We start from the raw sequence: 12,095 nt of genomic DNA, 5'->3' as shown, positions 1-12,095 counted from the left end.
TTGCCTAAGCTTCGACGGATCTCCAGAACATCTCAAAGGCATGTTTCAGTTTCCGTTCGAACAGCTCCGGCGATTTATAGTAGTAATATTGCATTCCCAGCCCGTCCATCAAGGTGAGGTACGAATCCACCAGCGTCTCCATCGGGACGATGGCCAATTCGCCGCGATCCAGACCTTCCTGCATGATCTCGACGATAATGCTGCTCAACAGCGTATCGAAACGCCCAAACGCCTCCTGCACCCGTTCCAGCAAGAAATCCGGCGGGAAAATTAAGTATCGGAACGCAAATGCAGCAAGCTCCTGCTTGTCCCGGTGGAAATCGTATTGGCGAAGCAGCAGCGCATGCAGTTTTTTCTCCGTACTCATTCCTTTGCTGGTTTCTGCCATCGCTTGGATATATTCGTTATAGGCACTCATCGATTCTTCGAAGACCGTCATGAACAGATCTTCCTTGCTCTCGAAAAAGGCATAGATTGCCGGTGTCTTGACGCCGACCTCCTTCGCGATTTCCGATAATGCCGTTCCGTCGTAGCCCTTCTGTCCGAATAACCTCAGCGCAGCTTCTTTCAGCTTCGTTCTGGTCATGTTCATCCCCTTTTCTCCATTTTAATTAACGTTAATTAAGTAGATTATACAACTTTCTGCATAAAAATCAATCTATTTGATGGCTCTGCCAAATGGTCTTCCAATCTATATACGTTCAGCATTCAAGCAGGACCATGTACTGAGGTGGATAAAATACCATACCAAAAAGAGATATCCTTACTCGAAGGATACCTCTTCTGGAAACTTGAACCCATTCATTCAAACAATCTTTGATGTTTATGAAAAAATCGGTAAAAGAATTGTACATGGTCCAGTTCAAACCATTCTGCCGTTTGCAAAATTGGGGCATCGAGATTGTAGATCTTCGCATGAAGCGTACCCAGAACAAAGGGGGAGTGCGTAGCAATAATAAATTGGCTGTCAAAATAACGTGCCAGATCGTTCATTTGCTCGGCCAGCTTGATTTGATTCGCCGGAGAAAGCGACGTTTCCGGTTCATCCAATAAATACAGTTTCCCGGGAAGCAAATATTCCTCAAAAAACTGCATCGCGCTTTCCCCGTTCGAATACTTCTCCTGAGCGAATTGAATGATGTCCATCTTCTTCTTGAATTCATACGACTGCTCCAGCTCTTCTACCTCGGCCTTGCTCTTTCCCTGAACGAGCTGCTCATGCAGCAGCCCCTCGCGAAGCACGCTTTCCTGCTGTATTTTCTTGATTTCATACAACAGATCCTCTGACTTGATGTACCGGCTCCCGTCGGGAAGCTTATATATGGGACGCTCCTGTTCATCATGCCCGAGTTGATAGCTGCTCTCCTCGATAAACCGCTGCGCGTACACATTGTGACCATAACTTGTCATTCGCTCAGCGCCCGCAATTCCCAATTTGTTGGCGATCAGATTCAGCAAGGTGGATTTGCCGGAGCCATTACTGCCGTATAATACCGTGATTCGATCAAACAGCAGAACTTCCCCTGCCATGTGTCTGAATACATGATCGGGATATATATTCGGGTTGCTGGAAATGTATGGAGAGAGTTTGAAGTTACTTAAATATAGCATCGCCCTTGCTCACCTCATTCCAGCACGGTCCAAATATCTAGGGCCGCCAGACGAATTGCCTCAAACTCATGATTCCGGTACGTTCTTAAACGGTCGGTACAAGCCTGGTTCCACAATAACGATGTTCCCGCAACCTTCAGCAAAGAAAGCCCGATATATTGGGCCGCAAACGACTGCCGATCTCTCAAATGATCCACCAGTTCCAGAATCGTCTCCGGTCTCCAATACGCCTGGCTGGCATTGGCTGCCCGAGCGATCTGTCTGTAGGCGTAATCCAACAGATGCGGATACGTGTCCGCCATTTGAATCACAGGGTCCAACCGCAGGGCAGCCTGATCCGCCTGGTTCCATTCGACAAGCGCCAAATATAACTTGATCACGGCTGGTTTCATGGTTTCTTTGGACTTAAGAGCATCGATCATGCCCGTATATAAAGGAACTAGCATCCGCCTTGCATTGAGAGGTAACGAGGTCAGCTTGTCAATCAATGCCACCAGACGCTGCCGCTCTGGAAGGTCCCTCTCCGGTGCAGCATTCCATTCGGCTTTCGTCTCCGTGTACACCAATTGTGTGCAAACCTTTATGACCTGCTCATTCACCTTCCCGTCACGGCAAGCCACAATGAGGGTATCCATCGCCGCCTTCCATCTGGTGTTATCCTCCAAATCAAGAATCGCTCGGCAGGCGGAAGACGCTACCTTCTCCTCACTTCCATTCACCCAACGGCTCATGGCTTGGAAAGCCTCTTTGGCCACAACGGGATCGGCGTGCCCTGCAATCTCGATAATCAATTGCAAATACCTTGGCCGAGCCTCCGCCGGAAGTCCGCCAGCGTACTGGTTAAGCAGGCTTCTTGCGATATCACGCTGCGGTGAAGCAGCCATGGCACACATCAGAGTCCAGCTGCGTTCATCATCAAGCCATTGTCTGGCAGCGTGTCCTATGGCGATCATCACGTCTTTGTGTACATTCGGTTTCTCGTATTCACGGATGAGCAGCGCCATGCCCTCACTGCTTTTATAAGCCCCAAGCAATCGGATAGCCTCTTTTCTGACCGTGATTTTCAATTTCTCGCGGTTCAGCAGGTCCGACAGCATGGATGTCAACATCACCGGGCTCACCCTGCGCATGCATCTGGGGATCGAGTACATGGCCACCCGAGCACGGTCCCCATCCAGGTTGTCCAATAATACAGGCAGTGCCTTCTCCGGCTCTTCCCATAACGAATAGGCGTAGAGCGCAGCCTCGACGACATGCACTGCCTGAACCTGCAGCAGAATCTCCAGTTGATCGGAGAGATAATCCGGCATGACGGCCAAGCTCCGCATCGCAGCCGCACGTTCATGGAAACTTCGTTTGGCATCCAAGGCCACCCGTTCCAAGAGGGAAGCTAGTGCCTTTTGCTGACGCGGCAGCCACCGGTGAAACCCATTATGGGCAGGCACAACATAAATCGTTTTTCCCGATAAATGCTTGCCATCGATGATTTTCCCCGAGATGAACGGGTCTAACCACTCTTGGCGCTTCAGATGCAGATGCATAAATACGTCATGGAAAGAGATGAAGGATGGGTCCCTGTCCAGCAGTTCTCTAACCCTCGCATCCCGGGTTTTATACGGTGCCAGCCAATAATGGACAGCCTGCGGCGATACGGTCTTAGCCTCCAGCAGCTCCTCCAGCAGCAGCTGAAGCTTCGGCAACCGATCCACGGCCTTTCCGAACAAATCAGCCATACGCAGGACCACATTTGTGTTTTCTCGCTTGTTCGCTTCTACACCAAAGGCATAAACTTCATCGAACAATGCTTCCAGTGCAGTATTTGGTATGCTATCCCAATCCATCGAGAAGAGCGCAAACTGACCGTCCCGCATCGTCAATCTTCCAAACGTTCTCAAAGCGAATTTGAACAGCTCGCCCTTCGGCTCCAATGCATGTTCACGCAGGATGGCAAAAGCCAGCTCCTCCGTGGCGGACCTTGTCCCGTACGAAGTGTCCCTGGCTTCCACCACGCTATCCACCAGCACAGTCAGATCGTTCACATGCTCTTCCTTAAACATGGGAGCAGGACAGTTTGAGAGCTCGGCCATAACAGCCCAGCGCACCGGATCCTGGTCGTTCTTGATTCGAGTCAGGAAGCGCAGCGTCTCATCCATTCCGCTTCGGGATAGAGCTGTACTCCGAACGAGGTGGGCATAGGCCGCAGCACGTTCATCGCTATTAGACACCTGGACGGCTTGCTCCAGCTTCTCCCTGGCGTTACCAATGAAACGGCGCGCCGTCGTTTTGAGCATGCCATCCCGATGATCACGAATGTCGCGCAGCTCCAGCATCCGGGCAGCTTCCTTGTCGCGCAGTCGGTGCGGCAGTACATCCAGCAGCGGCATAGGGAAAATGCGTGTCTTCCGCTCGTCTTCCTTATAAGCGGCATCAAACATTGCTTCGCGATAAGACGGCGCAAGGGTATCCAGCACCTTGGCTAGATGCTCAGGCTGATCTGCGAGCAATGCAGCCAGCGTGGTCCACTGCGCTGCGGTAAACCATTTTCTCTTCTTCAACACGCCTGCCGGAACGCCGTGATTCAGAAGATATTCCCGCGTGTCCACACGTGTCAGCAGCTCGAATACGTCCTCAGGGCTGGCCTGAATCAGAATGCCCAATTGCTGTTTGAGTACGGGATGAATCATATCCGTCGGCCCAAGCTTAAGCGCACATTCCAACACGATTGCCGGTCTTGAAACACTCAGTACCTCAATCGCGGAAGAGAGCGTCCACCATACACTGATCTTTTCCCGATGCGTTGCGTTCTGCAAAGCATTCTTGAAATACGCTCCAACCAAATCGGGGTAGTGCTTCGTTAAGAGCCGCCAATTGCGTAAAGCATACCCTAGCTCCGGGAGCCTACTGCTTACTGTCTCTTCACTGCACACGGCCAATAATAAAGAAGCTTCTTGTGCGCCCCACTGGCCAAGCACGAGCGGCAGCAGCCGTTCCGCCCAATCCTGACGATATGTATTCACGATGCTCCGCAGCAATTGGTGACGGCAATGATACGACATCAGAGCAATTTCGGATTCAATCGAAAAGTCCGGATCTGTCACCACTTCCGGCAGTAATCTAGCCGCCCGTCCTCTGACCCCTGCCTTCGGATGCTTCAGGGCAAACAAAACCGCACGGGCATCCTTCACTACACCTGCTCCGGTCAATGCCAAATGCGCCTCATAGGCGGTACCGCTGCCGAGCAAGGATACGAGCAGCGCAGAATAATCCGCATCTCCTTTATGCTGGCGCCCCAGAAGCGCCATCCTCTTCATCCTGTCCGAGTAACCCAGCGAATCCAGCTCCATGAGCAATTGCTCTTTGTTCATCAGATCATGGTTATATGTCAATATTTCCTCTCCCCTCATGTTCTTATAACCGATCAAAATTTCTCCGTAATCGATTTGCACAGTCTCTCCTGGAAGTATATAACTTCTTCATAAGCGAAGGCTACTCCTTTGAACGGCGGGAAACGCTGCATAGAAAAAGAGATGCCTCGCAGGGTCCATTAGTGGCCCTTTGAGTCATCCCTATTAGCTCAAGACGATGTTTATCCGATTTAGTTATTCCAGTATTGCTTGGCAATCTGTTGACCTTGATCGATTTTCGCCCATTGCTCGGCTTCGCTTAGCTCGTTACCGCCATCGCAGGACGCAAAGCCGCATTGATGCGAGAGCAGCAGACGATCCTTATCAATGATTTTGGATGCTTCGTCCAGCAGACGGATGACGCGTGCTTCATCATCCAGCGTATTGGTTTTGGAAGACAGCAGGCCCAGAACAATCTCCGTTTCCGGTCTATCCTTGAATACCTCCAGTGCTTCAATCGAACCTGCACGATCATCATCCCACTCCAGGAAGAAGCGATCATATTTCAACTGCTTCAGGAACAGGTTGGCGATTTTCGCATAAGATCCACCGCCCATGTTGCGGGAATCATAGTTCCCGCGGCAGTTGTGTGTCCACATTTTCAAGCCGAGGCTATGACCGAAGTCAATCACGGTATTGTTAATCTCAATAAATTCGGTGGCGAGACCCTGAACTTCCGCTTGATTAATATGCTCCCCAGTAAACGGAGAGTTCGGGTTGTCGTCTGCAAACAGCTCCCACAGGCAGTCGTCAAATTGCAGAATCTTACCGCCTGCCGCAGCGAATTCCGTCACGAATTCCTTATACGCGCTCACAAGGCCCGCTTTGAGCTCCTGTTTGTTCTGATAAACCGCATCCGTGCCGCCAATGTTATCCGACCAAGAAAGTTCACCGAAGATATGGGAAGGAGACGGTACGCAAAGTTTCGTTTGCTGGTCGCCAGCCGTTTCTTGCAGCTGTTTGAACAGCTTAATGAAGTGATGATTCTTTCCACTCAGTTTGCCAGTAATCCGCAGGCCAATATCTTTGCGTGTTTCATATTTCGAGGTTCCGTCCACATCCCGGAAAAAGTAGCCATGATCAGCAATATAACGCTGGGCTCCGCCAAAGCCCCATACAAAATCCAGATGCCACATCGATTTGGAAAATTCGCCGTCCGTAATAACCGACAGGTTATGCTCGATTTCCTTTTTCACGACCTGTTTGATCGCTTCGGTCTCGCACTCGGCATACCCTTCAAAGTTTTCATAGAACGGATACTGGATATCATCACGATGTTCTATTTGCGTTTTATATTTCAGCAGCTCTTCGGGCCGCAACAAACTTCCTACGATCTGAAACTTATCAGTCATGTACATAACCCCCTCGTTGTATAGCGATATCATATCATGACGAGAGGAGTTATAAGGCATACCAAAATCTCATAACTAGTTATAGCTAAAAGCTATAGCAAGAATGACGGCTAAGATTGTCCAAAAGAAAAAACACAGCCAAGTCGGCCATGTTTTCCAAAAGTATTATTTGTTCTCCTGAAGCACTGTTGTTTCTCCAGCCTGTCCATTTAATTTCCTCGTTCATCTGCCTCATCAGAATTCTTGCTTCCAAATTCATCAAGCAGCGCACGTACTTCACTTGTTGATTTTGCGTTCATTAAGTTATTTCTAAGTTCACTTGCCCCTCGGAATCCACGGACATAGATTTTGAAGAAGCGGACAAGTGCGCTGAAGGAGCGCCGCATCTGTGCCGAATATTGATCATGGAGATCGAGATGCAGCCGCAGCAGATCAAGCAATTCCTCACTGCTATGATCCCTCGGCTCCTTCTCAAAAGCGAATGGATTATGGAAAATCCCACGCCCAATCATAATGCCATCCACACCGTATTGTTCAGCGAGCTTGAGGCCGGTCTGACGGTCAGGAATATCCCCGTTAATGGTTAGCAGCGTATCGGGCGCCACCTCATCACGAAGCTTCTTAATCTCTGGTATCAGTTCCCAATGCGCGTCGACTTTGCTCATTTCCTCTCTTGTCCGCAGATGAATGGACAGGTTCACAATGTCTTGCTTCAAAATATGGGTCAACCAGTCGCGCCATTCGTCTACAGCCGTGAAACCGAGCCTTGTTTTTACACTGACGGGCAGTCCCCCGGCTTTGGCCGCCTGGATAATATCCGCTGCAATGTCGGGACGGCAGATCAAGCCGCTTCCCTTCCCATTCTGCGCTACATTCGCTACAGGACAACCCATATTAATATCAATGCCTTTAAACCCTTCTTTCGCCATCCCGATACTCATCTGACGAAAGAATTCCGGCTTATCTCCCCAGATATGGGCTACCATCGGCTGTTCATCCTCTGTAAAAGTCAAACGTCCGCGCACACTATGGTTCCCATCCGGGTGACAATAGCTCTCGGTATTCGCAAACTCCGTAAAAAACACATCCGGTCTGGCGGCTTCACTTACGACATGGCGAAACACAACATCCGTCACATCTTCCATGGGCGCCAGTATAAAGAAAGGCCGCGGTAAATCACGCCAAAAATTGTCTTTCATATTAAAAACTCCTCTATACATACCAGGACAAATCTTGATCCCGAAATAGGAAATACAACCTGTTCATGTCCTTGTTTTTTCTTCACTTATAGCATATTTAAGCAGCGTATATCAAACGGCAGTATATGTTAATCGTAGACACTTCAATGCATATATCATACATCAGAGAGGAGCATCTCCCCATAGATTCGAAAAAAAGGAGGACGATCGCTAGAAGAAAGACTTTAATTTACTACGGTTTAGTTGTCAACATCAGGTGCAACTTTTGTAGAATGATGATCGTTTATTCTATGTGCGCCCTCAAAGGGGGAGAAACTTGCAAATGTTTCGGATTTAAATATTGTTCATAAAATTCCCATACGATTCAACTGATGGATATTGTAATATGAACAAGTGCTCTAAGAGATAAGTATTTTTGGCAACTCGGATGGTGGATACGGAAAAAATTATGATGTATACGGATTGGTTTTACTGGCTGTTCGTGCTCGTGGCTGTGGTCACGTACCACCTCGTGCCGCAACGCTTCAGACCTTGGGTGCTCTTTGCCTCAGGTGTCGCATTTTACTACAATTATGCAGGTGCTTACCTGTTCCTTCTGCTTGCGGAAGTTGTCGTTGCCATTGTTGTCGCGAAAGCCGCGGCGAAATGGAGCAAGCGCTGGATTTATCCCGCCGGCATCCTTGCCGCGGTTGTCGTGCTTGGCTATTTCAAGTACACAAACATGATGCTGGATACGTTCCATGAGTTATTTGCTTTTATTCATCAGCCCTTCTTGCCTAAGGCAGAGCAGATTGTGCTCCCGCTCGGCATATCCTACTTTACGTTCGAGCTGATTCATTACTTGGTTGAACGCAAACGCGGAACGCTGCCGGAGCATCGGCCGGAAGGTCTGTTGTCGTTCATTTTCTTCTTTCCGTCGATGGTGGCGGGCCCAATTAAGCAATTTCAGATATTTAATCCGCAGCTAACATCGAGATTTCAAGTGGACCACATGCTGATCGGGGTCGCCCGAATCGGGTGCGGCCTTTTCAAAAAGCTCGTCCTCGCCGGATCCATTGATATGCTGGCGCAGCCCGTCTACTCGGCGTCCGGCATAGCTGAGGCAGATACCGCCAGACTCTGGATTTCGCTTGTCGCCTATACGTTCGTCATCTATTTTGATTTTTCTGGCTATTCAGACATTGCCATCGGGACAGCTCGCTTGTTCGGCATCGTCATCCCGGAGAACTTCCGCTTCCCTTATTTGGCCCGCAGCATAGCCGAGTTCTGGAACCGTTGGCACATCTCGCTCGGTTCATGGCTGACCCGCTATGTATATTTCCCCCTCGGGGGAAGCCGTGTCCCTGCTCCCCGGGTCTATTTCAATCTGATGGCGACGATGACTGTCTCCGGCCTCTGGCACGGAGCCGCCTGGAATTTCGTTATTTGGGGCATGTTCCATGGCGTGATGCTGTGCATTCATCGCTATTATGTGAAGCAGTTAAAGCCTGCATTAAAGCCTGTACCGAAATGGCTGAAGCCTGTAACGGTTACTGTCGCGATTTTGATCACATTCTTCGGTGTAACGATCAGCCGCGTATTTTTCATATTGCCGATCACAGACGGATGGGATTTAATGCTCCGGCTGCTTGGTATGCGATAAGTTACCGATTTGCGAATATGGATGGAAATGGAAGTGTAAGATGTTTTGCTTAAATTAGTTTTGAATAAAACCGTGTCCGTCATGCTGATCTCCCTTACCTTGGTCGGATTGCTTGGATTGGGCATTGAGGCCGATCAAGTGGTCGATCAAATGAGACAAGAAGTTGTGACGCATGCGGAAAAAGAGCTTCGCGTTCCGACATACGACGCCATTGTCTTTACGCCGTTATGGGTCGAATACTTGAAGGAGCATCCGGATAACAGCACAAAGGTGATCGGCATGTTCGGGCCCTCCACGGTCTTTGGCACAACCGTAAAAAAGGGCGAGAACACCTCGGCCGGCGTCCTTCAGGCTCATTTGAAAGACAGCCGCGTGATCAACCTGGGGATTTCCGGCGGAAGATTTACGGAGACTTACGCCCTGCTCGCCTCAATGATTGACGAGATTGATTTTGTCGTCTATGAGATCAATTATGGGATCGTCGTCGTCTCGGATAATGAGCCGAACGTTGTCGTCTATCCGTCGCTGGTGGAGAAGCTGGGTCAAGCTATCCCGCGCAGCTGGCTGGTTGATTTCCCGGACAAAAACTGCGAATCGCTCCCAAGCAACGCCCACAATTGGGTGACGTCCCATTTCCTGAATAAGTGGACCCTCTATCATGATCGCGACGCGATCAGCTACCGTCTGTTCAAGACCCGTACCCCGATGGAGAAAATCCGCCAGGACGTGCAAAAGAACAAAAATGAAAGAAAAGGGATAAAAGAAAGCTATACGCCGATGTTTACCGCTTATGACAAAATGAATGACGCTCAACAGGAAAGCATCGACAAGCACTATACAGAGCTTTATCGCTGGAATAAGCCTTTCGATCAAGATCACAGCTTCGGGTTGTTCATGATTGAAAAAACGCTTGATCTGCTGCAGAAGCATCATAAGAAAGCCGTGTTCTATTCAGCTCCACTGGATAAAGAGCATATTGCCAACAAGAAGCTTTTCCATTGGAGCGAATATACCGAAGCGATGGGCGCTTATCAGAAGCTGGTAGAGTCGAGAGGATACCCCTATATCGAATTTAATCAAGAAGAGAACAATGCGATCCCGCATGAATATTATCGCGACCCGGCCCATCTTATCGACAAAGGGAATCACATGTTTGGCGAAATCTTGTATATGAGGATGAAAGATTATGGAATTACAGCCCCATAGCACCACATCGGCCGAAACGAAAGCCCGCAGCCTCACTCATCGTGTCGGAAGGGCACTGATCATGGTGGGAGTGGCACTTGGCGGAGCCATCGTCCTGATCGCCATCGTGCTTGGTATCTTGTTCTTTTCCGGAGAAACGCAGGAATTTATTTATATGAACTTCTAATGTACACAAACAACGGCGTGTGATGACTGACCTCCAGTCCTGCATGCCGTTTTGTTTAACATCTTACATATTTGTGTTTCGTTTGAAACCAAGCTGATCTTCGTCTACCGCCTTTTGAATACTTTCAGAAGCGAGTACGATTACTGCCTTTTTTCTTGTACATTCGAATGTTCAGAATAAAGAAAAGCTTCAGGAATGCCTTTTTCCTGGTGTATTTTCTGGATACGCACGAATCGGTTCGGGACCAGCTTCGATTGCAGGACCGCCACTAGTTGCATCGTTTGCGCGCCGCATTGTGGCGCACCGGTGAAAGTTGCCAAAAGGCAATTCTTCGAGCACTTCTGAAACATAACACACATCCAAGTGATATCAATAACTAGTCATGAATTTACAATGTAAAACCTGAGATTTGCCATAATTGAGTTATACGCCTCAAGTAATCGCGTTGTATTAGTCAAACGTCCGCGTACACTATGGTTCCCATCCGGGTGACAATAGCTCTCGGAATTCGCAAACTCCGTAAAAAACACATCCGGCCTAGCTGCTTCACTGACGACATGGCGAAACACAACATCCGTCACATCTTCCATGGGCGCCAGTATAAAGAAAGGCCGCGGTAAATCACGCCAAAAATTGTCTTTCATATTAAAAACTCCTCTATACATACCAGGACAAATCTTGATCCCGAAATAGGAAATACAACCTCTTCATGTCCTTGCTTTTTCTTCACTTATAGCATATTTAAGCAGCGTATATCAAACGGCAGTATATGTTAATCTAGGACACTTATTTTATCGCCTTATGCATTGCCGCGACACCGCCGCTATAGCTTTTTACATCTACCTTGGAAAATCCCGCTTCCAAAAACATTTGTCTCAGCGCGGTTTTATTGGGGAAATGACGGGCTGATTCTTGTAACCATGAGTATTCATCATAACTGTTGGCAATAAACTTTCCAAGCAAGGGCATGATATGGCGAACATAAAAGAGGGAAGCTTGTCGATAACCGATTAATGTGGGTTGGGATGTTTCTAAACAAACGACTTGTCCGCCTGGTTTCGTTACTCGATACATCTCCCGCAGCACGGTTGAATAATCGGGTACATTTCTTAAACCAAACCCAATGGTTACATAATCAAATGAATCATTTTCAAAAGGAAGCTCCATGGCATTTCCCTGGATAAGGGTAAGCTGCTTTAAAGCTTGTTGCTCCTGCTTATCTTGTGCTATTTTGAGCATGTTTTGGCTAAAATCTAATCCAATGACTTCTCCATGCGTTCCAACAGCCTTTGCTAAAGCAATCGCCCAATCCCCGGTTCCCGTGCACACATCAAGAGCTTTACTTCCTTCTTTCACATTCATCCGTTTCATAACATCTTGTCGCCATGCGATATGTCTCCTAAAAGTGATAACCGAGTTCATCGAGTCGTATTGATCCGATATCTTTTCAAATACCTGATGAACTCTTTCCGCCTTTGTTTGTTCAGACATGTTATTCCCTCTCTTCCACAAGTG

9 protein-coding genes and 1 pseudogene are annotated in these 12,095 nt (G+C 48.5%); 3 read left to right on the top strand and 7 right to left on the bottom strand.

Going from position 1 to position 12,095, the window contains the following annotated elements:
* Positions 1–4: 4 nt before the first annotated feature.
* The 5 genes from MKX98_RS05440 to MKX98_RS05420 form a co-directional block, all read right to left on the bottom strand.
* Positions 5–592 carry a TetR/AcrR family transcriptional regulator gene (locus MKX98_RS05440; RefSeq protein ID WP_339221874.1) on the bottom strand — a complete coding sequence of 196 codons (588 nt, stop codon included), beginning with the start codon at positions 590–592 and terminating at the stop codon, positions 5–7.
* A 209-nt stretch (positions 593–801) separates the two neighbouring features.
* Entirely contained in the window at positions 802–1,530 is a 729-nt protein-coding gene (locus MKX98_RS05435; RefSeq protein WP_339221872.1) for an AAA family ATPase, read from the bottom strand.
* Positions 1,531–1,625: 95 nt separating this feature from the next.
* Positions 1,626–5,057: a HEAT repeat domain-containing protein gene (locus MKX98_RS05430; protein ID WP_339221870.1), complete on the bottom strand. Its 3,432-nt coding sequence runs from the start codon at positions 5,055–5,057 to the stop codon at positions 1,626–1,628.
* Positions 5,058–5,206: 149 nt separating this feature from the next.
* Positions 5,207–6,367: a cobalamin-independent methionine synthase II family protein gene (locus tag MKX98_RS05425; protein ID WP_339221868.1), complete on the bottom strand. Its 1,161-nt coding sequence runs from the start codon at positions 6,365–6,367 to the stop codon at positions 5,207–5,209.
* Between the two features lie 209 nt (positions 6,368–6,576).
* Positions 6,577–7,566 (bottom strand): tRNA-dihydrouridine synthase, encoded by a 990-nt coding sequence (locus tag MKX98_RS05420; protein ID WP_339221866.1) that lies wholly within the window; start codon positions 7,564–7,566, stop codon positions 6,577–6,579.
* A 415-nt stretch (positions 7,567–7,981) separates the two neighbouring features.
* On the opposite strand from MKX98_RS05420, the gene MKX98_RS05415 reads away from it, so the two are divergent.
* Genes MKX98_RS05415 through MKX98_RS05405 form a run of 3 tightly spaced genes read left to right on the top strand, consistent with a single transcriptional unit; the run spans position 7,982 to position 10,580 of the window.
* The gene (locus MKX98_RS05415) at positions 7,982–9,208 is read left to right on the top strand and encodes an MBOAT family O-acyltransferase (protein ID WP_339221864.1); all 1,227 of its coding nucleotides are present in this window, start codon (positions 7,982–7,984) and stop codon (positions 9,206–9,208) included.
* Between the two features lie 45 nt (positions 9,209–9,253).
* On the top strand, positions 9,254–10,414 hold the full coding sequence (locus MKX98_RS05410; RefSeq protein ID WP_339221863.1) for a hypothetical protein: 1,161 nt from the start codon (positions 9,254–9,256) through the stop codon (positions 10,412–10,414).
* Positions 10,395–10,580 carry a hypothetical protein gene (locus tag MKX98_RS05405; protein WP_339221862.1) on the top strand — a complete coding sequence of 62 codons (186 nt, stop codon included), beginning with the start codon at positions 10,395–10,397 and terminating at the stop codon, positions 10,578–10,580. Before MKX98_RS05410 ends, MKX98_RS05405 begins: the two co-directional genes overlap by 20 nt.
* Positions 10,581–11,032: 452 nt before the next feature.
* Here MKX98_RS05405 and MKX98_RS05400 read toward each other — a convergent pair.
* Positions 11,033–11,224: pseudogene (locus MKX98_RS05400) on the bottom strand (tRNA-dihydrouridine synthase); the annotation flags it as partial.
* A 142-nt stretch (positions 11,225–11,366) separates the two neighbouring features.
* Complete coding sequence (locus tag MKX98_RS05395) at positions 11,367–12,071, bottom strand: demethylmenaquinone methyltransferase (protein ID WP_339221860.1); 705 nt, start codon at positions 12,069–12,071, stop codon at positions 11,367–11,369.
* Between the last annotated feature and the right edge of the window lie 24 nt (positions 12,072–12,095).

This window comes from Paenibacillus sp. FSL W7-1332, from assembly GCF_037969785.1.
In the GTDB taxonomy this organism is placed as follows: Bacteria; Bacillota; Bacilli; order Paenibacillales; family Paenibacillaceae; genus Paenibacillus_AQ.
This window is presented reverse-complemented; position numbering and strand designations above follow the sequence as displayed.

Bases quoted from the DNA above. Each gene is read 5' to 3' on its own strand.
- MKX98_RS05440 (WP_339221874.1), bottom strand. From the start codon at position 592: ATGAACATGACCAGAACGAAGCTGAAAGAAGCTGCGCTGAGGTTATTC.
- MKX98_RS05435 (WP_339221872.1), bottom strand. From the start codon at position 1,530: ATGGCAGGGGAAGTTCTGCTGTTTGATCGAATCACGGTATTATACGGC.
- MKX98_RS05425 (WP_339221868.1), bottom strand. From the start codon at position 6,367: ATGACTGATAAGTTTCAGATCGTAGGAAGTTTGTTGCGGCCCGAAGAG.
- MKX98_RS05420 (WP_339221866.1), bottom strand. From the start codon at position 7,566: ATGAAAGACAATTTTTGGCGTGATTTACCGCGGCCTTTCTTTATACTG.
- MKX98_RS05405 (WP_339221862.1), top strand. From the start codon at position 10,395: ATGGAATTACAGCCCCATAGCACCACATCGGCCGAAACGAAAGCCCGC.
- MKX98_RS05395 (WP_339221860.1), bottom strand. From the start codon at position 12,071: ATGTCTGAACAAACAAAGGCGGAAAGAGTTCATCAGGTATTTGAAAAG.